The sequence below is a fragment of the Flavobacterium sp. genome, from assembly GCF_050696275.1.
GTDB lineage: Bacteria > Bacteroidota > Bacteroidia > Flavobacteriales > Flavobacteriaceae > Flavobacterium.
In genome coordinates, this window is the sequence record NZ_JBOGUT010000017.1 from 55,983 (window position 1) to 76,818 (window position 20,836).

The following is a 20,836-nucleotide window of genomic DNA, read 5'->3' on the forward strand; positions in this document are numbered from 1 at the left end:
CAAATTGAGCGTCACTTTACAAAATATAATTGCTGCTATTAATGCTAAAGCCAATATTGATAATGCTTCCGGTGTTATTGATAATGTGTCCATTGATAGCCGTTCACAGCAAAACAATAACAAAACTTTATTTTTTGCTTTGGTTGGACCCAATCATGATGCGCATATTTACATCGAAGACCTGATTTCAAAAGGGGTTAAAAATTTCGTTGTTACCGATATTTCGGAAATTTTAAACGACAAGGCTAATTTTTTTGTTGTAGATAATACGCTTACGGCATTACAGGATTTTGCGGCTTACTATAGAAACCTTTTTCATTTTCCGGTCATAGGCATTACGGGAAGCAATGGAAAAACAATCATTAAAGAATGGCTGAATTTTCTGCTGGGTCCTGATTTTAATATTATCAGAAGTCCAAAAAGCTACAATTCACAAGTAGGAGTGCCACTTTCGGTAATTGCAATTAACGAAAATCATAATCTTGGTATTTTTGAAGCAGGAATTTCTACGAGTGGTGAAATGATTCATCTTCAAAAAATTATCAGGCCAACGATTGGTATTTTAACCAATATCGGAACTGCCCACGACGAGGGTTTTTCGGATATTTCACATAAAATAAAAGAGAAGTTAAAGCTTTTTAGTGGTGTTTCAGTCCTTATTCTGAATAAAAACAAAACGGTTGAAGCTTTTATAAAGCCGGAAATCAAAACTTTTACCTGGAGTACAAATGACAGGACGGCTGATGTTTTTTTTCAAAAGCATACGTTTGAAGATTATTCGGTTCTGAATATTATCTGGAAAAATCAATCTTTTCAGATAAGAATCCCTTTTACTGATGAAGCTTCGGCCGAAAACAGCATGCATTGCATTTTAACCATGCTTTATATGGAATACAGTCTGGAAACCATAGAGCATCGTGTCAGCCAGTTATTTCCTGTTGAAATGCGTCTGAAAGTAAAAACAGGAATTAACAATTGTACTTTAATTGATGATAGTTACAGTTCGGATTTTCAATCACTTAAAATAGCTTTAGATTTTCTTGAAAATCAAAAACAGCATAAAAAGAGAACACTAATTTTATCCGATATTTTTCAATCGGGATTGTCAAATGATGAGCTTTATGCTCGAGTGTCGCATCTTATTATTTCGCATAAGATAAGCCGGGTGATTTGTATTGGGGAAGTTATTACTCAGTTTAAAAATAAATTCCTTAATCCTATTTCTTTCACTTCAACAGATGATTTTATTACTGCTTTTGAAAGTCTGGAATTTGTGAATGAAACAGTATTGATTAAAGGCTCCCGTCAATTTGAATTTGAGAAAATTGTTTCGCTTCTGGAAGAGAAAACGCATGAAACAGTTCTTGAGATTAATCTGAACGCTATAAGTCATAATTTAAATTATTTTAAATCAAAACTGAACCCGAAGACCAAATTAATGGTGATGGTGAAAGCGTTTGGCTACGGAAGTGGAAGTTATGAGATTGCTAAATTACTAGCACATCATAAAATTGACTATTTAGGAGTGGCTTTTGCCGATGAGGGAATTGAACTCCGTAAAGCAGGTATTGAATTGCCTGTGATGGTTTTAAACCCTGAAATGACTAGTTTTCCATCGATTATACAATACCATTTGGAACCGGAAATATATAGTTTGCGCGGACTAAAGGCTTTCTTGAAAATTGCCAACGAGAAAAACCTTAATCAATATCCCATTCATATCAAAATCAACACAGGAATGAACAGGCTGGGGTTTGATGCCAACATGTTACCGGAATTAATCGCTGTTTTAAAAGAAACTAAATTAGTTGAAATAAAGAGTGTTTTATCGCATTTGGCTGAAAGCGACAATCAGGAAGATAAAGCGTTTACAAACAAGCAAATTTCGGATTTTGACAGTCTGTCAATGATGATTACCAGCGCGTTGAACATAAAACCAATTCGGCATATCAGTAACTCTTCAGGGATCAGTAATTTTCCTCATGCTCAGTTTGATATGGTTCGGCTTGGAATAGGATTGTATGGTGTTTCCAATGATGCTGAAGAAACAAAAATGTTGGAAAACGTTGGGACCTTAAAATCTGTGATTTCTCAATTACGAACCATCGATTCAGGGGAAACAGTAGGATATAATCGCCGATTTCAGGCAAAAAGAACAACAAAAGTGGCCACCGTTCCCATTGGTTATGCCGATGGTATTTCCCGTCTTTGGGGTAATAGTGTAGGTTATGTTACTATAAACAACCAGAACGCTCCAATAATTGGCAGTATCTGTATGGACATGCTCATGGTTGATGTGACAGGAATTAATTGTTTTGAAGGTAACGAAGTCATTATTTTTGGTAAAGATCCATCAGTAACTGTTATCGCTGAAGCAATAAACACAATTCCTTATGAAATTTTGACCAGTATTTCAAGTAGGGTTAAAAGAGTTTTTTACAGAGAATAACAATGAAAATTGCATGCTTTTTTAAATAATAATGTTAAATTAGCTCTTTATCAAAAATAAAATTAACCTAAAACAAATAAATTATGGGATTCATTTCAGAATTTAAGGAGTTTGCCATGAAAGGCAACGTTGTAGATTTGGCTATTGGGGTTATTATCGGTGGTGCTTTCGGAAAAATTATAAGCTCGTTAATCGACGATGTAATTACTCCGTTATTGCTAAAACCGGCATTGGAGGCTGCAAACCTTACAGAGATTGAGCAATTAACGGCTTTTGGAGGTGTTAAATACGGTGTATTCATCTCGGCGGTTATTAATTTCGTCATTGTTGCTTTTATTTTATTCCTAATCATTAAAGGGATAAACAAAATGAAAAAACCTGATGCTCCTGCGGCACCTGCCGGCCCAACTCAAGAAGAATTATTGACACAGATTAGAGATTTACTTAAAAAATAATAATAATAAAGGAGGATATAAAAAATCCTCCTTTTTTTATTCCCGTACTTTAAACCAGCTTTTAAAATCATTGGGTATGCCAAGTAATAAAAGCAAGACTAATGGAAGGCACCAGTTAGCTGATCTTTCGACGAATTCAACAAATCTTTCTCCTGATATAGGCCGGCTTAATGCAGTCATAAAAGCCCATAAAATAGCCCATCCGACAACTGCCCGGATTGGATATAATAAAACAATGAAAGCAATTATAATGTCAGCAATTCCAATAAACGGCATTAAACTAACAGCTTGGCTTTCTGAAAATCCGTAGCATGTAAGTAAGGGAATCCATTTTGGATTAATACAGAAAGCAACGATTCCATGACCCAAGAAAGTGCCGAAAATACCAATTTTGGTGAGAATTTCTATTTTGTTTTTCATATTGTAAAAGTAAAGACCGGCAGCTATTCGGTTATTTAGCTGCCGGCCTTTTGGTTTTATTCGCGGATTAGTATTGAACTGTCTTTTTGATTGTTCATTTGAATTTCAAAAACATAAACGCCTGGTTTTAATGAAGAAGCGTCATATTTATATAGAAATTCTGTATCTGATTTTGTGCTGTTCTCCTGAGCTACAAGATTTCCTTTGATGTCATAAATGTTAATTAGTACTTTTCCGGTATTTGGAGAGCTGTATGTTACCTGAATAGCTTCCTTAACAGGATTTGGAGATAGTTTAATAGGATAGAAAATATCTTTTTGGGTTTCTTTTCCTAAATTCGGTTTGTTGATGCAAAAATTATCAATAACCACATTTGTATCATCATAAACAGTTCCGCAAAGCGAAGTGGCAGTAACATCGAATTTTACAAAATGATAATCCTTCTTGAATGTTTGCAACAATCCTGATGTACCAGCATCATACAATGGCGCACCGGCACCGCCACAAACTACCTGACATCTTCCTTCTGTAGGACCGCTTCCGTATGTTGCTACGGCATTTGTTGTACTTACGTTTCTGTTAATTGGTTTAAATCTTTCGTATAAATGATCATGACCGGTTAATACTAAATCAACACCATAATCATCAAAAGCTTTCCACCAGGTACCGAATTCAGAGTTCATTTCATTCGCGTGTGGTCCAACAGTGTAAAAAGGTTTGTGGAAGGATATGATTTTCCATTTTTTTCCGGCATTTGCAGCCAGTGTATTGGTTAACCATGTTCTTTGGGCAGCATTTGTGGGTGTTTCGGTGTTTAAACAGATAAAGATAGCTTCTCCGTAATCGACAGCATAATACAGTTCAGTACCTGTTGGTGCGTATTTTGGCAATTCGAAAATATTCTGATAATTGGCTGCTGAAGACACATCATGATTTCCTTGTGCATGGAAGATTAAATTCTTATCAATTAAATTTTTACCATTGTCAAACCAAGCATCCCATTGTGAGTTTGTGTTTCCGTTTTCAACAATATCGCCATTAAACAGAATAAAATCAGGGTTTTTGGTATTGGCTAAATTAGAAACGGTTTGCCAAACACCTAAATTAGAACGGCTGTCTCCAATAGCAACAAATGTAAAATCTGTAGTATTTAACGGAGGTGCTGTCTGATACGTTTTCTGACCTGTCCATATAGTATTTTGCGAATCAAATAACTCATAATATATCGTGGTATTAGGAGTTACAGTAGGGAAGGTGTAATTGAAATATTTGTCTGCATACCCATTTCTGGAAACACCATTAAAAGTTCCTTGCTCGTAAGCCGTTGTGTAACCCCATTTTATCTGGTCAGCAGTTCCCGTATTTCTCCATGTGACGGTTAATCCTTCAAGAGCATTTTTTGTTGTACCCCAATGGATGTGTTTTTGAGAAGTTACAATAGGAGCGGTAACATTTCCTATAACTTCCATATCAAAACTAATATCGGAACTATTGGCCGCATTTTGATGAATTTCAACAGCTATTGTATTGTTTCCTGTAATAAAAGTGTTGACAGGAAGTGTTGTTGTCTGAAAACCTGATCCGTCATCACTCGCTAATGTGGCTAATGTTGTAGAGGATGCGTTGGCAGCTAAATTATTTCTGTAAACTTCGGTACCATTTACATAGACAGCGACACCGTCATCTCTTTTTACTTTCATTGTATAGTTAACATATTGTGCAGCATTTACGATAGAGAAGGTTTTTCGGAAGTACGTGGTTATGTATTTATTGGATGAACTCGATCCGTAACTAACAACTGTGGCTTCGTCTCCGTCTCCGTATCCTAATTGGGCATTGCCTTGTAACCAACCGGTTTCATTAATTGTAGTGGCACGCCAGGCAGTTCCTTGGTTTGAACCGTTAGCTAAATATTTCCAGGAAGCTCCTGTTGCGACCAGTGTGGTCTGAGAATGAATTGTGCTGCAGAACAGCAAAAAGCAAAGTAATCGTAAGTTTTTCATTTTTAATTGTGTTTTTTGTAAGTTTTAATCTACAAATATCTAATTTTTTTAACAAAAACCTGTTTTAACATCATTATATTTTTGTTATTAAAAGTTAATTTATGCTATACAATTGTTAACTTAAATGTTATTATTATAAATTTTAATGCTAAATAATAAGTAAAATCAGCATTTTTTTTAAGTGTATGCTGAGTGGTTTCTACTCTTGCAAAAAAACAGTAGTTATTCATTCTAATATTCGGATATCTGAAAGATTTTTTTTAAATAGTAGGAACGCAGGTGCTTTAACTTACAAAGCAGGTGCTAAAACTTATAATGCAGGTGCTTCAACTTACAAAGCAATCGCTAAAACTTATAATGCAGGTGCTTCAACTTACAAAGCAATCGCTAAAACTTATAATGCAGGTGCTTCAACTTACAAAGCAGTCGCTAAAACTTATAATGCAGGTGCTTCAACTTACAACGCAGGTGCTTCAACTTACAAAGCAATCGCTAAAACTTACAACGCAGGTGCTTCAACTTACAAAGCAATCGCTAAAACTTACAAAGCAGGTGCTAATACTGAAAACAAAATATTCAATGTAAAACAAGGGGTTCTGCCTAAATTCTAACGAAAGCCAATGATTTTGTGTGTTTTTCTTTTTTGTATTTTTTTAACATCATAATTATTTACTTTTGTTCTTTAAAATAATAACACACACATCAAAATGAAAGTAGCCGTTGTAGGTGCCACCGGAATGGTGGGCGAAGTAATGCTTCAAGTTTTAACAGAAAGAAATTTTCCGATAACGGAATTAATTCCGGTTGCATCCGAAAGATCGGTAGGGAAGGAAATAGAATTTAAAGGAAATAAATATAAGGTAGTTGGTATGCAAACTGCCGTTGATATGAAAGCTGATATAGCTTTATTCTCTGCCGGAGGCGAAACTTCGCTAGCTTGGGCACCTAAATTTGCAGAAGCAGGAACAACTGTTATCGATAATTCTTCTGCCTGGAGAATGGATCCGACAAAAAAATTAGTTGTTCCGGAAATTAACGGTACTATTTTAACAAAAGAAGATAAAATTATTCCTAATGCTAACTGTTCTACTATTCAGTTGGTTATGGCTTTGGCTCCATTGCATAGAAAATACAAAATCAAGCGTGTAATCGTATCTACTTACCAGTCTATTACAGGAACCGGAGTAAAAGGAGTGCAGCAATTAGAAAATGAGTATGCTGGAATTCAGGGAGAAATGGCGTATAAATATCCTATTCACAGAAATGCCATTCCACATTGTGATAGTTTTGAAAACAATGGGTATACTAAAGAAGAAATGAAATTAGTCCGTGAGACTCAAAAAATTCTGGATGATAAAACGATTGCTGTAACTGCAACTGCTGTACGTGTGCCTATCGTTGGTGGACACAGTGAAGCTGTTAATGTTGAGTTTGAAAACGACTTTGATGTAAATGAAGTGAGAACTATTTTGCACAATACTCCAGGTGTGGTTGTTCAGGATAATCTGGATACTTTTACGTACCCAATGCCATTGTATGCACAAGGGAAAGATGATGTTTTTGTTGGTCGTATCCGACGTGATGAAAGCCAGCCAAATTCTTTGAATATGTGGATTGTAGCTGATAATTTACGCAAAGGAGCTGCAACCAATACGGTTCAAATTGCTGAATATCTGGTCAAAAATAACCTGGTTTAATCAATTTAAAGTAATTAAATCCGTTAGATGTAAAAGTGTAACGGATTTCTTTTACATTTGTTCTGAATGAAAAAACGCCTGCTCATAACGAACTTCTTTGTACTTGTTGCCATATCGTTTACGATATTGTATCAATCTGTGCATTCTTTTGAGCATTTGGTTAAAGAGCTTACTACTGAGCATTGCTATCATAAATACAGTACAAACAGTAAGGCCGAGATTACACACAGCCATCATGATTATGATAATTGTTTTGTCTGTAAATATGCTTTAAGCAACTATATCCCGACAACGATTTATTCTTTTGAATTTTTTAATGTCATTTCCGATACTACCCGTTTGTTTGGTTACGGAGAAATATTAGTTTTCTTTACTGGTAGCTTTTATTACTTACGTGGCCCTCCTTCTGTTATTGTTTAATTCTATTGCTGAGTTTTTATTTTCAGCACAACGTATTTTTTAAACAATAAACAATCATTTACTATGAAATCTTTTTACGTAGCCCTTTTATTAGGGTTTTCGCTGTTTGCCAGTGCTCAAAATACTGTCGAAGGCACTGTTACATCTGCTGATAACAAACCTTTGGAGCTGGTTTCGATATCCGTTCCGGAACTTAATAAAGAAACTCTTTCGGATGCTAATGGAAATTACGCCATCCATAATTTACCTAATGGAAATTTTAAATTGGTTTTTACTTATTTTGGTTATGAAACCAAATCAGTCGCAATAAAATTAAATCAGAAACAGACTAAGGTTGTTATTTCGTTGGAAGAATCGGTAAACCACATGGATGAAGTTATTATTTCTACGGCTTTCAACAAAATACAGTCCCAAAATGTAATGAAAATAGAGCATAGCTCCATCAAAGAGCTGCAGCAAAAAGGAGCTGCTACTTTAATTGAAGGTTTGGCCACTATTCCGGGAGTTTCACAGGTTTCAACAGGAACTTCCATCGGAAAACCGGTAATACGTGGTTTGAGCGGAAATCGTGTTTTGGTTTATACACAAGGTGTCCGATTGGAAAACCAGCAATTTGGTGAAGAGCATGGTTTGGGCTTAAATGATAGTGGAATTGAGAGTGTTGAAGTCATAAAAGGCCCGGCTTCGCTGCTTTATGGTTCCGATGCTTTGGGAGGCGTTTTATATTTTAACCCTGAAAAATTTGCGAAAAACAACTCCTATTCGGCTGATTTCAGTCAAAAATTATTTTCAAATACACAAGGAAGCAACACTTCTTTCGGATTAAAATCATCTTCTGAAAACTGGAAATTCTTAGTTAGAGGTGGTTACAATTCACACGCAGATTACAAAGTTCCTGACGGAAGCAGTATTACAAATACCCGTTTTGAAGAAACAGATTTAAAAGCAGGAATCAACTACAGTAATTCAAAATTTGCCAGTGTTCTGCGTTATAATTTAAACAACTTAAATTTAGGAATCCCTGAAGAAATAGGAGCTCAAACATCAAAAAGGGATCCTGATTATCCAAGACAGGGAGTGGTAAACCATATTGTGAGTCTGCATAATAATTTCTTTTTTAAGAATTCGAAGATCGATGCTGATTTTGGGTTTATTTCCAATAACAGAAAAGAGTTTGAAGACAGTTCGATTCCTGTTTTACAAATGGATCTGAAAACACTGAACTACGATATAAAATACTATTTGCCCAAATTAGGTAAACTGGAAACTATTTTTGGGATTCAGGGAATGCAACAGAAAAACAAGAATTTAGGTGAAGAATTATTGATTCCGGATGCTGTAACCAATGATTTTGGAGTTTTGGCCACCACAAATTACGAATGGAAAAAGAATATCTTTCAGGCTGGAATCCGCTTTGACACCAGAAAAATTAACACCGAAACGCATGGCGTTATAGGGGAAGAAGGTTATTTTGAAGCGATCGGGAAAAAATTCAACAGCTTCAATGCATCAATGGGTTATAAGACGCAATTAACCGATAATTTATCTGTAAGACTTAATCTTGCTTCCGGTTTTAGAGCTCCAAATTTAGCAGAATTAACTTCTAACGGAGTACATGAAGGCAGTAATCGCTACGAAATTGGTAATTCAGACTTAAAAAACGAACAGAACGTTCAAGTCGATTTGAATCTTGAATATGGTAATACACATTTCGAGTTTTTTGCCAACGGATTTTATAATCATATCAATAATTACATTTATATTTCTCCAAACGGCACTGTAATTGATGGTAATGATGTGTATGATTATGTTCAGGCCAATGCCCGTTTGTATGGGGGAGAAGCCGGAATTCATTTTCATCCGCATCCGTTGGACTGGCTTCATTTTACGAGCAGTTTCGAGAGTGTTATCGGACAGAATGAAGAGGGTGTTTATCTGCCTTTAATTCCTGCCAACAAATGGAATAATACTATACGTACAGAGTTTGGTATTAAAAATTGGGTTAAAAAAGGTTTCCTGACAGCGAATGTTGAAAGTACTTTTGCTCAAAATAATAATGGTGAATTTGAAACAAAATCGAAAGACTATACCTTACTTAATTTAGGTTTGGGAGGAAATGTAAATTTCGGGAAAATGAAATTTGATTTAGCTCTTAATGCTAATAATTTGTTCGACAGAAGTTATATTTCACACCTTTCCAGACTTAAATCGGATGGAATTCCCAATATAGGACGAAACATCGTTCTGGGATTGAATTTTAATCTGTAAATAAAAAAGCCAAGTTTTAACTAACTTGGCTTTTTTTATTCTAAAAATTTGGCTTTCAATTCAGGCGTAGGAATCATACAGGATTCTTGTTTGCCATACCATTTGTATCTGTTTTTGGCAACATAATCATAAACGATATTTCTGATTCCGGCTGGTATAATTTTGAAAACAGATCCGTAGGTAAAGAAGCCTCCGAGATTTCTGGTTATTTCGAGAGCTGCTGTCGATTTGTAATAATAGGCTTTCCCAGGTTCGTATAGAACAATGCTGTCAATATTTGCTCTGGAAATCCCGATATGATCTAAAATTTTCTGACCTGTTTCAGATTGTAGAGAAACAAACCTGAAAATATCTTTTTTATCGTGCTTGATTACATATTGTACAGAGGAGTTGCAAAGGTTGCAAACACCATCAAATAATATGATTTTTTTGTCTTTTGGTAAATCGATTATTTCCATTATTTTGCCTGTACAAATTCTAATTCGTCTAAACTTACTTTTGAAGTAAATATACCATAATTTACGGTGGCTTTGTTTTTTTCTATGGTATCAATGGTTCCAACAGCTTTTCCTTCTTTCATCCGAACTCTGTCACCAACTTTCAAAATCACTTTTGGTTTATTTTCTTCTTCGGTTTTAGCCTTTATCTTCTTCTCTTTTTTGACTTCCCGAATTTCCTCAACTTTGGCTTTTACTTCTTCAATAATTACCTTTTCTATTTCTTTCTTGACTTTTACTTCTTTAACAGTCAGTTTTTTTCGTTTGGAATTTTCAATTTCAACCATTTTTAAAAACTCACCAATCAGGTCTTTCTTATTTTTATTATTGAAATATTTCTCTGAGATATCATCAATTTTCTGGCCCATGTAAATTAACCGCTGATTCGCATCGTACAACTCCTGATAACGTTCTAATTTATCCTGAATTTTCAGATTGATACTTTCCATTTTTTTACTTTCCTCACGGGCTTTACTTTCTTCTTCTTTGAGTGTTTGAGACGTTTTTTCCATTTTTGAACGCTCTTTTTGTAGCGTAGCAATGGTTTTATCGAAACGAACTTTTCCGCCTTCAATTTTCTTTTTGGCTCGATTGATTAATCCGAAAGGAATGCCGTTTTTTTGAGCAACTTCAAAAGTAAATGAACTTCCGGCCTGACCTAAAACCAATTTGTACATAGGTTCCAATGATTTTTCATCGAAAAGCATATTGGCATTGGTGGCAAAAGGTAACTCATTGGCTAAAATCTTCAAATTGGAATAATGCGTAGTTATGATTCCAAAAGCTTCCCGAGCATAAAATTCTTCCAGGAAGGTTTCGGCTAAAGCGCCTCCTAATTCAGGATCTGAACCGGTTCCGAATTCATCAATAAGGAATAATGTCCTTGCGTTACACTTTTTGAGAAAATTATTCATATTCTTCAATCGGTAACTGTAAGTACTTAAATGATTTTCAATGGATTGATTGTCTCCAATATCCGTTAGAATCCTATCAAATAAGCAGGTTTCGCTTCTTTCATGTACGGGAATGAGCATACCGGATTGCAGCATTAACTGCAATAATCCGACTGTTTTTAATGAAATAGTTTTTCCTCCGGCATTGGGGCCAGAAATCACAATTATCCTGCTTTCATTCGTAAATTCGATGGTTTGCGGATAAGTGACTTCTTTTTTTGCTTTATTGTTCAGGTACAAAATAGGATGGAAGGCTTCTCTGAAATAAACCCGTCTTTCTTTGGTAATAGTGGGAAGTATGCCATTAATCCTATTAGCATATTTTGCTTTTGCCGCAATAACATCAATATCACTCAAAAATTCCTGGTACTGAATTAAAAGCGGTAAATAAGGGCGAATTACATCCGTCAGGTATTTTAAAATTCGGGTAATTTCTTCTTTTTCTTCGTATTCTAAATTACTCAATTCGCGGGAGTATTTCAGCGTTGCTTCCGGTTCTACAAAGGCGATACTTCCGGTTTTAGAACTTCCCAGAATTGAACCCTTTACTTTACGCCGGTACATGGCTAAAACTGCTAGTACTCTGCGATTATTTACAAAACTCTCCTTGATATCATCCAAATAACCAAGCCCGTGATATTGGTTTAAAGCCATACCAAAACTCTGATTGACTTTACCACGGACTAAATTCATTCCTTTTCTGATTTCGAGTAGGGCGGGTGAAGCATTGTCTTTGATCTCACCATATTTATCTACAATTTCATCAATAGCTTTGATGATTGCTTTTGTAAGTTCTATTTGGCTTGATTTAGCGTATAAATTAGGATAGTAGTCTTCAAATTTTTTAAAATACTGAAGCAGAACATTCGTGTTTTCGGATAATGTGGCAATTTTTTTAAAACTTCCGACTTCCAAAAAACTATCTTCAATAGCCAGAAACTTTATTTCATGCGAAATGGCATCAAAGCCGTGATTGGGAATGGCATTGTTATTTTGAAATGAGGAAACATATTCCGATGTCTGGTGCAAAGCGACCATCATCAATTCTTCTTCTCTATAAGGGGTTATTTCTAAGGCTTTCTCTTTTCCGATATCTGTATTGCACATAGCAGATATGGTTTCTAAAACCGTTGAAAATTGTAAATCCTGAAGTGTTTTTTCGTGTATTGAAATCATTGGTAATTATAGCAAAGGATCAAAGTTACAAAGTTTCAAAGTAGTAAAGAATCAAAGTCATTATATTTGTGAAAAATTATCAGATGTTGACCCAAAATATTGGTGCTTCTTGGGAACCATTGTTCAAACAAGAGCAAAACAAGGCTTATTTTAATGATTTACTGGCTTCGGTTGAAGAAGAATATAACAACGGGATTTGTTTTCCGCCAAAAGAACTCATTTTCAATGCGTTTAATTTTTGCCCTTTCAATACGCTGAAAGTTGTTATTATTGGCCAGGATCCGTACCATGGTGAAGGAGAAGCTAATGGTTTGTGTTTCTCAGTAAATGACGGGGTAAAAATTCCGCCTTCGCTGAAAAATATTTTTACTGAGATTAATACAGAATACGAACGGGTGTTTTTTCCATCATCGGGTAATTTAGAACCTTGGGCAAAACAAGGTGTTTTATTGCTGAATGCTTCGCTGACAGTGCGTAAGGATTTGGCTAACAGTCATAAACACTTGAAATGGAATGTTTTTACGGATGCGGTTATTCAATATATTTCCGATAATTCAGAAAATGTGGTTTTCCTGCTTTGGGGTAGTTTTGCTCGTAAAAAAGGGGCCAAAATCAATCGGGACAAACATTTGGTTCTTGAAACAGGTCATCCTTCTCCATTAAGCGCCAACCGGAAACTCTGGTTTGAAAATCAGCATTTCAGCAAGGCGAATGATTATCTTAAAAGTAATAAAAAGACAGAAATTAGTTGGTGATTTTATTTTAGGTTTCTTTACGTCTCGCTTGCTCATGCGATAACAATGAAAAAAGAACGAACGAAGGAAAAATTCGGATAAACGAAAGAATTAGGGATTGAGGCGTTTTTATTTCTTTTTATACTCTTCTTCCAATAAAGAAAAAAGTAAAGTATCCTGAATTTCCCCATCTCTGACAAAATGTTGTCTCAAATAACCTTCCTGGGTAAACCCAAATTTTCTGATGATGTTTAAAGAAGCTTTGTTTGAAGGTCCAACGCCGGCTTCAATTCGGTTTAAACCCATGTTGGTAAACCCATATTCAAGAATTTTACTGACGGCTTCACTCATGTATCCCTTTCCTTTATTTTCCTCTTTAGTTAAAGCATATCCTAATTCTGCTTTGGCATGGTCTGAATACAAATTGTGATAACCGCATCTTCCAATGGTTTCATTATTTTCTTTCAACACAAGAAGGAAAGATAAAATGGTTCTGTCATACGTCACGTAGCCTCCTTGGTGTTTCATCTTTTCTTTGATAAATTCTGCGTCGCTTGTTAGTCCGAGCTGGCTTTTAATTTCGGCTTCAGAACAATTTTCAAATAAATAAGTAAACACTTCCGGAGTGAGTTTTTTTAGAAATAGTCTTTTGGTAGTAAGTACTTCGAATTCCATTTTGCAAATATATTGAAAAGGGAGGGAGAAAAAGCTTTAGAATGATGGAGAAATGGAGACACTGGCTCTTCGCATACTCCTATACTCTTTAGTTTTTCTAATTAATCAGAAGAAAATCAATTAGTAAGAGTCAATTCGCCTAAAATTTCTTCACTCATAAATTTTCCTCCGGGATAAAACGCAGTATAATCGAGGTTTAGCCATATTTGTCCACGCTCATCAATATGATAGTGAATTTCTTTGCCTTTACTTTCCTCGACAAAGAGTACCTTTTTGATTAAAAAAATGATATTGTCCAGATCCCGCTGGTTTCCAATGAGCATTTCAGGATAAATATGTTCATCAGTGTGAATCAGTCTTGGAATGCCACCAACGGCTTTTACTCCGGCGGCCATTAGAATAGCATGATCATCGCAATCACCGGAGAAATGCTGCAATGATTCTGATGCGGAAGCGATATAATCATTTCCTTTAGGATCGTTTACGTAATTCCATCGGGTTTTAATTTCTTTAAAAACGGCAAAACATTGAATGGTTGTCCTGTAATAACCATATCCTTTAATTCGTTTGATATCCGTAAAATGCTTTGTTGTTGCTGAAAGTGCAAAATTTCTGACTTTTGGATTATCATAATTAATAGCTTGTAATACTTTCGATTTATTAGGGAAAGGAAGCAGTTTACTTACGATAATATCTTGTGGGTACGGATTTTCTTCCATTGTGTACATCATGGAGCGGTAATCATCATAAACCCTGTAAAAACCGTATTCCCCAAAGATAGTTCCTCCCAAAAGCATCAACAGATAGCCAAAAATACAAATGATAATAATAGTCTTTAAGACTCTTAAAATAAGTTGGAAAGCAACTAAAATAATTAAGAGCATCAAAATTCTATCAATTGGAAATTTCCAATGTGGATTGATGAAATTTTGATGTGCAATGATAAAAACAGGAATGGTAAGAAGTACATTCAATAAAAAAATGACAATAGAGTCCCATGGTTTGGGCAAAGAAAGTTTTTCTTTATATTTTGAAATAAATTCTTTAGTTTTTGTTGTCATTAGCTGCTTAAAACGATAAAAATAAGTATTTATTTAACTACCGCTTCATAGGAAATCTTATTTTCAATAATTTTTAACTCCAATAATTGGTTTTGAATTGTATTGAATGTGGTTTTATCTAATTGTTTTTGTGACCATTTGGTTAGTGATAGCCATTCTCTTATGTCTTCTGTTTTTTGATTGTACTTCGAAGCCAAAGTTCTGTCAATACTTGGAATTTCCTTAAATTCGATCGTTGTGCTATTGATGATTTCCAGAAGCAATCCGACCGAAGCACTGTGGTCTTTAAGGAATTCGTTCCGAACGGCAATTACAAAACAAGGCCAAGGAGTAGGGCAATCAGCAATTCTGCGGAAAGTACCATTATCGACTAAAGGTTTTGTCATAAAGCGTTCCCACATAAAATAATCTGCTTTACCGGCAGCCAGTGCTTCAACGGCTCCATCAATGGTATTTACGATTTCGAAGGCAAGTGCTTCGGTGTTCCAATTATTATTTTGGGCATTTACGATAGACATTAAATGCGAACCGGAGCCCAAACGGGAAATAGCAGCCTTCTTATTTTCCAAATCGGATAATTGCATATAGGATGATTTTGCATCTACATGAATTCCCCAAATTAAGGGAGACTGCACATATACCTGAACGATAGAAGAATCATTTCCTGCTGCGATGTCTTTAATAATTCCTTCCGTTAGAATTACAGCAATATCGGTTTCATTGTCCCGAAGCATTTGGCATAGTTTCCCGGTGCCTTCAGGAACATCGGTCCATTGTAAATCGATACCGACTACGTCGAACTCTCCATTGTCGATGCACAAATGCCACGGTAAATTAAAATGCTCAGGAACTCCTGCTATTTTTATTGTTTTCATTTTGAATAATCTTCTCTTTTTAATTCGTACCAATAACAAGGTAAGTCATGATGCACATAGTGCTCTTTACGGTGCAACCCGATCTTCTGAAGGATTTTGTTGGAACCTGTGTTCTCAATGTGTGCCGAAGCATAGACTGCTGGGGCTTTCATTTCATTGAATGCATAGTCAAGCCAAGCCTTAGCCGCTTCATAGCCATAACCTTTGCCCCAATGGTTTTCCTGTAACCTGTAGCCGATGTCGTAGAAGTCTACATGGTTATTTTCGGGTTCTGTTATGAATTTAATTCCTGCCCAGCCAATAACTTCTCCTGTTTCTTTTAAAACAACGGAAAACCTGCCAATGCCATTCAGGATGTATTGGTTTCTGATGTTTTCGATATATTCTTTGCATTCCTCCACAGAAACTACGGGATTATTCCCAAGGTATAAGTGAACATTGGGATTGCTGTCTAAAAGAAATAATTCATCCGCATCTGAGGGAAGGATTTCTCTTAAAATAAGTCGGTCGGTTTCTAATTTTGTTGTCATGGTTTTATAAATCCCGTAAGCAGGTGCTACTCTGTTAGTTTTTTTAATGCATAGGCAATTAATTCATCAACTGCTTTGTAAGGATCAGCACTAAAAGTACCGTCAGCACGGTTAGCGATGATAGCATTCAACGATAATGTTTCGTGTCCTAAAAGTTTTCCTAAACCATAAATAGCAGCTGTTTCCATTTCGAGGTTGGTCATCCGGGTTCCGTTATAATCGAAACTGTCCATTTTAGCATTTAAGTCTTCATCCTGGATATTCAAACGCAGTACACGTCCTTGTGGTCCATAGAATCCACCGGCAGTTCCTGTAAAACCTTTGTGGATTTGGTCACTTTCTATTAATTCTTCCAATACAGATGAACAAGCAATTACATACGGTTTTCCTTTTTTCAAATCCCAATTGGTGTGGGAAATAAAAGCATCTTCGATGGCTGTTTCCGTAATACTGTCGATTAAATAGGAGCGAAGCATATTATCCAATCCCAAGCCGTATTTAGACATCACAAAGCTGTCTACGGGAATATCTGATTGTAATGACCCTGAAGTTCCTATTCTTATGATATTTAATGAAGTCAAGTCTTCTTTTGGCTGACGGGTTTCCAAATCGATATTGACCAAAGCATCCAGTTCATTCATAACGATGTCGATGTTGTCAGGACCAATTCCTGTTGACATAACTGTAATTCGTTTGCCTTTTAGTGTTCCTGTTTGTGTTTTGAATTCCCTCTTTTGAGTTGAAAATTCGATAGTATCGAAAAACTGTGTAATCTTCTCTACACGATTCTGGTCCCCAACAAAAATAATGTCGCGGGCAATGTGTTCCGGTTTTAAATTTAAGTGGTATACACTTCCGTCAGGGTTCAGAATTAATTCTGATGATTGTATTGATGCCATATATTGTCTTTATCCGCCTACGCGTTTTACTTTAAATCCTTTAATTTTTAATATTTCCATAATTTTATCTCTGTAATCTCCCTGAATGATTATGGAGTCATCCTTAAAACTGCCGCCAACACTAAGTTTGGTCTTGATTTCTTTAGCCAGTAGTTTAAAATCTTCATCACTGCCTTCGTAGCCTTCAATAATGGTTGTAGGCTTTCCTTTTCTCTTTTCATATTTGCAGATCATGGGCTCTTTTTGAATAAAAAGCACATGCTCGTCTTCCTGAACTTCTTCAGGTTCGTTAGAGACAATATGGTCCGGGAATAAATTCTTTAATTGATCTTGTAAGTCCATTACATAAAATTATAAAAAACAAAAGTACGGATTAAAAAAATCCGTACTTTTTAACTATTTAGATTTAATTATTTTTTAATCAATCCTAAATCTACTAAACGCTCATACAAGAAATCACCTGCAGTAATATCTTCGTATAATTTAGGGTTGTTTTCATCAATACATTTGTCTAAGCAATTTAATGACATATCGCCTACAGGATGCATGAAGAAAGGAATAGAGAAACGGGAAGTACCCCATAATTCTCTAGGAGGATTTACCACTTGGTGAATGGTAGATTTTAATTTGTTATTGGTATGACGGGATAACATATCGCCTACATTGATAACCAATTCATCCGGTTCTGCAATAGCGTCAATCCACTGTCCGTCATTGTTTTGTACCTGTAACCCTTTTCCCTGAGCACCCATAAGTAAGGTGATTAGGTTGATATCACCATGAGCAGCAGCACGTACGGCACCGTCTTTAGGTTCATCAGTAATAGGAGGGTAATGGATAGGTCGTAAGATACTGTTGCCGTCTTTGATGAAGTTGTCGAAATAGAACTCATCCAGACCGATGTAAATAGCCAATGCTCTCAACACGTAGACACCTGTTTTCTCCAGCATCTGGTAGGCTTCTTTACCAACGGCATTGAATCTTGGCAATTCTTCCACAGTAACGTTGTCAGGATACTCGCTGGCGTATTTGGAGTCTTTGCCAACGTATTGGCCAAAGTGCCAAAACTCTTTCAAATCACCTGCAGAACGCCCTTTAGCATGCTCTTTACCAAAAGAAACATACCCGCGTTGTCCGCCGATACCGGGAATTTCGTATTTCTCTTTTGCTTCCACCGGAAGACCAAAGAAATTACGAACTTCACTATAAAGTTCATCCACCAATTTGTCATCTAAAAAATGACCTTTTAATGCTACGAAGCCAATATCTTCGTATGCTTTTCCGATTTCATTTACAAATTTTTGTTTACGTACCGGGTCGCCCGATAGGAAATCACGTAAGTCAACACTAGGAATGTTTTGCATTGTACTTAGTTTTTGTTAATAACTTTTTTAGGATAAAACCTTGATTTGACAAATGTAAAGATAAATAAATTATATCTATTTTAAAAGTTATCAACATTTCAAAAAAATATAACAAAACAAGGCTATGCTGTTATTTTTTTATACTTTTGAGCCGCAATAAAAAACTACTGTAAAAATGAATTTCGAAAGAAAGAATCTGACCAATGAACAACTTTTAGATTTATATAAGAATTTAATCAAGCCCCGATTGATTGAAGAGAAAATGTTAATCCTTATCCGTCAGGGGAAAGTATCCAAGTGGTTCTCAGGAATCGGGCAGGAAGCTATCTCTGTAGGAATCACTTCGGTGTTGGATAAAGATGAATACATCTTGCCGATGCACAGGAACTTAGGGGTGTTTACCACAAGGGAGATTCCTTTGCACCGCCTGTTTTCGCAGTGGCAGGGAAAAGCCAACGGTTTTACGAAAGGACGTGACCGTTCGTTTCACTTTGGTACACAAGAATATAAGATTATAGGAATGATATCCCATTTAGGGCCGCAATTAGGTGTGGCTGACGGTATCGCCTTAGCTAATAAATTGAAGAAAAACGGTAAAGTAACCGCTGTTTTTACAGGAGAAGGAGCTACTTCTGAAGGAGATTTCCATGAGGCGTTAAACATTGCTTCTGTATGGGAGTTGCCGGTTTTATTCGTAATCGAGAATAACGGTTATGGCCTTTCTACACCAACAAACGAGCAATACCGTTGTGAAGACCTTGCAGACAAAGGAATAGGCTACGGTATGGAAAGCCACGTAGTTGACGGTAACAATATCCTTGAAGTATTCAACCTGATTTCAGAATTGAAAGCTTCGATACAGGAAAACCCGCGTCCGGTATTATTAGAATTCAAGACCTTCCGTATGCGTGGTCACGAAGAGGCGAGTGGTACCAAATATGTTCCGCAGGAGCTAATGGATATGTGGGCAGAAAAAGATCCTGTAGAAAATTACAGAAACTATCTGAAGGCTACTGCTGTATTAACAGAAGAAGCAGACGAAGCATTCAGAGCTGCTATTAAAAAAGAAATAGACACGGATTGGGCAAAAGTTCAGGAAGAACCGGAAATACAAGCTAGTTTAAGCGAAGAGTTGAATGACGTTTATAAACCTTATGATTTTGAGGAAGTTACTCATTCTGACGAAGTTGAAAATATACGTGTTGTAGACGCCATATCTAACAGTTTGCGCCAATCTATGGAGCGACATGATAACCTGGTTATTATGGGGCAGGATATCGCAGAATACGGAGGTGCATTTAAAATAACCGATGGTTTCGTAGCGCAGTTCGGAAAAGAAAGAGTGCGCAATACTCCTATATGCGAAAGCGCGGTGGTTTCAGCAGGTATGGGATTATCTATCAACGGGCATAAAGCTGTTGTGGAGATGCAGTTTGCGGATTTTGTATCTACAGGATTCAATCCTATTGTGAATTTATTGGCAAAATCACATTACCGTTGGTTAGAAAACGCTGATGTTGTAGTACGTATGCCTTGTGGCGGCGGTACTCAGGCAGGACCGTTTCACTCGCAGACGAATGAAGCCTGGTTTACCAAAACTCCTGGATTAAAAGTAGTTTATCCGGCATTTCCATATGATGTCAAAGGATTATTGAATACGGCTATTAACGATCCGAATCCGGTAATGTTTTTTGAACACAAACAGTTATACAGAAGCGTTTATCAGGATGTACCGAAGGATTATTATACCATTCCTTTCGGGAAAGCAGCGATGATTAAAGAAGGAGAAGATGTTACCATAATCTCTTTTGGAGCCGGAGTACACTGGGCTTTAGATACTTTGGACAAAAACCCTGAAATCAAAGCAGATCTGATTGACTTGCGTACATTACAACCATTGGATTGGGAGACTATTTATGCTTCGGTTAAGAAAACCAATAAAGTGATTGTTTTACAAGAAGACTCTCTGTTTGGCGGTATAGCAAGTGATATTTCAGCGATGATTATGGAGAATTGCTTTGAATATCTGGACGCTCCGGTAAGACGTGTTGGAAGTTTAGAAAGTGCTATTCCGTTTGTGAAAGCACTGGAAGACCAATACCTGCCAAAAGTTCGTTTTGAAACAGAACTAAAAGAGTTATTAGCGTACTAAGCGACTAATTTCAATAGTACAAAAGCCGTCTCATTGCGAGACGGCTTTTTTGTTGGAATTGTCCCGTCCTGAAATAAGTTGACATAAAATCGACTTATTATGAATAGATCAGAAAACAGCGCAGAAAAGCGTAGTCAACGCGATTATAATTTGGGCTTTAAATTAGCTGTTATTTCGCAAGTAGAAAAAGGTGAACTTAGCTATAAGC

At 36.2% G+C, this 20,836-nt stretch carries 19 protein-coding genes; 8 read left to right on the top strand and 11 right to left on the bottom strand.

The window, feature by feature from the left end; translation table 11 throughout:
• Window positions 1–4: 4 nt before the first annotated feature.
• Together ACRDEC_RS10195 and mscL are read left to right on the top strand one after the other, a co-directional pair.
• Window positions 5–2,449 carry a bifunctional UDP-N-acetylmuramoyl-tripeptide:D-alanyl-D-alanine ligase/alanine racemase gene (locus ACRDEC_RS10195; protein WP_431498233.1) on the top strand — a complete coding sequence of 815 codons (2,445 nt, stop codon included), beginning with the start codon at window positions 5–7 and terminating at the stop codon, window positions 2,447–2,449.
• Window positions 2,450–2,532: 83 nt separating this feature from the next.
• On the top strand, window positions 2,533–2,904 hold the full coding sequence (gene mscL, locus ACRDEC_RS10200; protein ID WP_431498234.1) for a large conductance mechanosensitive channel protein MscL: 372 nt from the start codon (window positions 2,533–2,535) through the stop codon (window positions 2,902–2,904).
• A 36-nt stretch (window positions 2,905–2,940) separates the two neighbouring features.
• Here mscL and ACRDEC_RS10205 read toward each other — a convergent pair whose 3' ends face one another.
• Together ACRDEC_RS10205 and ACRDEC_RS10210 are read right to left on the bottom strand one after the other, a co-directional pair.
• Window positions 2,941–3,324, bottom strand: a complete 384-nt coding sequence (locus ACRDEC_RS10205) for a hypothetical protein (protein WP_431498235.1) — start codon at window positions 3,322–3,324, stop codon at window positions 2,941–2,943.
• A gap of 56 nt (window positions 3,325–3,380) precedes the next feature.
• Window positions 3,381–5,327 carry a metallophosphoesterase gene (locus ACRDEC_RS10210; protein WP_431498236.1) on the bottom strand — a complete coding sequence of 649 codons (1,947 nt, stop codon included), beginning with the start codon at window positions 5,325–5,327 and terminating at the stop codon, window positions 3,381–3,383.
• Window positions 5,328–5,512: 185 nt separating this feature from the next.
• Between ACRDEC_RS10210 and ACRDEC_RS10215 the strand changes: the two genes are divergently transcribed.
• From ACRDEC_RS10215 to ACRDEC_RS10230, 4 genes are all read left to right on the top strand, one after another.
• Window positions 5,513–5,938, top strand: coding sequence for a hypothetical protein (locus ACRDEC_RS10215; protein WP_431498237.1), 426 nt, complete (start codon window positions 5,513–5,515; stop codon window positions 5,936–5,938).
• 96 nt (window positions 5,939–6,034) lie between these two features.
• A complete protein-coding gene (locus tag ACRDEC_RS10220; RefSeq protein WP_431498238.1) occupies window positions 6,035–7,024 on the top strand; it encodes an aspartate-semialdehyde dehydrogenase in 990 nt (329 codons plus the stop codon).
• Window positions 7,025–7,090: 66 nt separating this feature from the next.
• Window positions 7,091–7,444, top strand: a complete 354-nt coding sequence (locus tag ACRDEC_RS10225) for a hypothetical protein (protein ID WP_431498239.1) — start codon at window positions 7,091–7,093, stop codon at window positions 7,442–7,444.
• A 63-nt stretch (window positions 7,445–7,507) separates the two neighbouring features.
• Complete coding sequence (locus tag ACRDEC_RS10230; RefSeq protein WP_431498240.1) at window positions 7,508–9,712, top strand: TonB-dependent receptor; 2,205 nt, start codon at window positions 7,508–7,510, stop codon at window positions 9,710–9,712.
• A 35-nt stretch (window positions 9,713–9,747) separates the two neighbouring features.
• Here ACRDEC_RS10230 and ACRDEC_RS10235 read toward each other — a convergent pair whose 3' ends face one another.
• Window positions 9,748–10,170, bottom strand: coding sequence for a thiol-disulfide oxidoreductase DCC family protein (locus ACRDEC_RS10235; protein ID WP_431498241.1), 423 nt, complete (start codon window positions 10,168–10,170; stop codon window positions 9,748–9,750).
• The gene (locus tag ACRDEC_RS10240; protein WP_431498242.1) at window positions 10,170–12,338 is read right to left on the bottom strand and encodes an endonuclease MutS2; all 2,169 of its coding nucleotides are present in this window, start codon (window positions 12,336–12,338) and stop codon (window positions 10,170–10,172) included. Before ACRDEC_RS10240 ends, ACRDEC_RS10235 begins: the two co-directional genes overlap by 1 nt.
• 86 nt (window positions 12,339–12,424) lie before the next feature.
• Here ACRDEC_RS10240 and ACRDEC_RS10245 point away from each other — a divergent pair, with 86 nt between their 5' ends.
• Window positions 12,425–13,093 carry a uracil-DNA glycosylase gene (locus ACRDEC_RS10245; RefSeq protein WP_431498251.1) on the top strand — a complete coding sequence of 223 codons (669 nt, stop codon included), beginning with the start codon at window positions 12,425–12,427 and terminating at the stop codon, window positions 13,091–13,093.
• Between the two features lie 108 nt (window positions 13,094–13,201).
• Here the strand turns inward: ACRDEC_RS10245 and ACRDEC_RS10250 are convergent, their stop codons facing one another.
• The 7 genes from ACRDEC_RS10250 to ACRDEC_RS10280 all read right to left on the bottom strand — a co-directional run bounded on the left by ACRDEC_RS10250 (window position 13,202) and on the right by ACRDEC_RS10280 (window position 18,476).
• Window positions 13,202–13,747: a GNAT family N-acetyltransferase gene (locus tag ACRDEC_RS10250; protein ID WP_431498243.1), complete on the bottom strand. Its 546-nt coding sequence runs from the start codon at window positions 13,745–13,747 to the stop codon at window positions 13,202–13,204.
• Between the two features lie 116 nt (window positions 13,748–13,863).
• Window positions 13,864–14,808, bottom strand: a complete 945-nt coding sequence (locus ACRDEC_RS10255; RefSeq protein WP_431498244.1) for a transglutaminase — start codon at window positions 14,806–14,808, stop codon at window positions 13,864–13,866.
• A 29-nt stretch (window positions 14,809–14,837) separates the two neighbouring features.
• Window positions 14,838–15,683, bottom strand: a complete 846-nt coding sequence (locus ACRDEC_RS10260; RefSeq protein WP_431498245.1) for a substrate-binding domain-containing protein — start codon at window positions 15,681–15,683, stop codon at window positions 14,838–14,840.
• A complete protein-coding gene (locus tag ACRDEC_RS10265; protein WP_431498246.1) occupies window positions 15,680–16,213 on the bottom strand; it encodes a GNAT family N-acetyltransferase in 534 nt (177 codons plus the stop codon). The genes ACRDEC_RS10260 and ACRDEC_RS10265 overlap by 4 nt, the downstream gene beginning before the upstream one ends.
• Window positions 16,214–16,239: 26 nt before the next feature.
• The gene (locus ACRDEC_RS10270) at window positions 16,240–17,112 is read right to left on the bottom strand and encodes a nucleoside phosphorylase (protein ID WP_431498247.1); all 873 of its coding nucleotides are present in this window, start codon (window positions 17,110–17,112) and stop codon (window positions 16,240–16,242) included.
• Between the two features lie 9 nt (window positions 17,113–17,121).
• A complete protein-coding gene (locus ACRDEC_RS10275; protein WP_431498248.1) occupies window positions 17,122–17,454 on the bottom strand; it encodes a translation initiation factor in 333 nt (110 codons plus the stop codon).
• Between the two features lie 68 nt (window positions 17,455–17,522).
• Window positions 17,523–18,476, bottom strand: a complete 954-nt coding sequence (locus tag ACRDEC_RS10280) for an isopenicillin N synthase family dioxygenase (RefSeq protein WP_431498249.1) — start codon at window positions 18,474–18,476, stop codon at window positions 17,523–17,525.
• Between the two features lie 175 nt (window positions 18,477–18,651).
• On the opposite strand from ACRDEC_RS10280, the gene ACRDEC_RS10285 reads away from it, so the two are divergent.
• Window positions 18,652–20,628, top strand: a complete 1,977-nt coding sequence (locus tag ACRDEC_RS10285; RefSeq protein ID WP_431498250.1) for an alpha-ketoacid dehydrogenase subunit alpha/beta — start codon at window positions 18,652–18,654, stop codon at window positions 20,626–20,628.
• Window positions 20,629–20,836 lie beyond the last annotated feature (208 nt).

What these genes read in the sequence shown, in the direction of transcription:
- mscL (WP_431498234.1), top strand. Translation starts at nt 2,533, where the DNA reads ATGGGATTCATTTCAGAATTTAAGGAGTTTGCCATGAAAGGCAACGTT.
- ACRDEC_RS10205 (WP_431498235.1), bottom strand. Translation starts at nt 3,324, where the DNA reads ATGAAAAACAAAATAGAAATTCTCACCAAAATTGGTATTTTCGGCACT.
- ACRDEC_RS10210 (WP_431498236.1), bottom strand. Translation starts at nt 5,327, where the DNA reads ATGAAAAACTTACGATTACTTTGCTTTTTGCTGTTCTGCAGCACAATT.
- ACRDEC_RS10215 (WP_431498237.1), top strand. Translation starts at nt 5,513, where the DNA reads ATGCTGAGTGGTTTCTACTCTTGCAAAAAAACAGTAGTTATTCATTCT.
- ACRDEC_RS10220 (WP_431498238.1), top strand. Translation starts at nt 6,035, where the DNA reads ATGAAAGTAGCCGTTGTAGGTGCCACCGGAATGGTGGGCGAAGTAATG.
- ACRDEC_RS10225 (WP_431498239.1), top strand. Translation starts at nt 7,091, where the DNA reads ATGAAAAAACGCCTGCTCATAACGAACTTCTTTGTACTTGTTGCCATA.
- ACRDEC_RS10230 (WP_431498240.1), top strand. Translation starts at nt 7,508, where the DNA reads ATGAAATCTTTTTACGTAGCCCTTTTATTAGGGTTTTCGCTGTTTGCC.
- ACRDEC_RS10235 (WP_431498241.1), bottom strand. Translation starts at nt 10,170, where the DNA reads ATGGAAATAATCGATTTACCAAAAGACAAAAAAATCATATTATTTGAT.
- ACRDEC_RS10240 (WP_431498242.1), bottom strand. Translation starts at nt 12,338, where the DNA reads ATGATTTCAATACACGAAAAAACACTTCAGGATTTACAATTTTCAACG.
- ACRDEC_RS10250 (WP_431498243.1), bottom strand. Translation starts at nt 13,747, where the DNA reads ATGGAATTCGAAGTACTTACTACCAAAAGACTATTTCTAAAAAAACTC.
- ACRDEC_RS10255 (WP_431498244.1), bottom strand. Translation starts at nt 14,808, where the DNA reads ATGACAACAAAAACTAAAGAATTTATTTCAAAATATAAAGAAAAACTT.
- ACRDEC_RS10260 (WP_431498245.1), bottom strand. Translation starts at nt 15,683, where the DNA reads ATGAAAACAATAAAAATAGCAGGAGTTCCTGAGCATTTTAATTTACCG.
- ACRDEC_RS10265 (WP_431498246.1), bottom strand. Translation starts at nt 16,213, where the DNA reads ATGACAACAAAATTAGAAACCGACCGACTTATTTTAAGAGAAATCCTT.
- ACRDEC_RS10270 (WP_431498247.1), bottom strand. Translation starts at nt 17,112, where the DNA reads ATGGCATCAATACAATCATCAGAATTAATTCTGAACCCTGACGGAAGT.
- ACRDEC_RS10275 (WP_431498248.1), bottom strand. Translation starts at nt 17,454, where the DNA reads ATGGACTTACAAGATCAATTAAAGAATTTATTCCCGGACCATATTGTC.
- ACRDEC_RS10280 (WP_431498249.1), bottom strand. Translation starts at nt 18,476, where the DNA reads ATGCAAAACATTCCTAGTGTTGACTTACGTGATTTCCTATCGGGCGAC.
- ACRDEC_RS10285 (WP_431498250.1), top strand. Translation starts at nt 18,652, where the DNA reads ATGAATTTCGAAAGAAAGAATCTGACCAATGAACAACTTTTAGATTTA.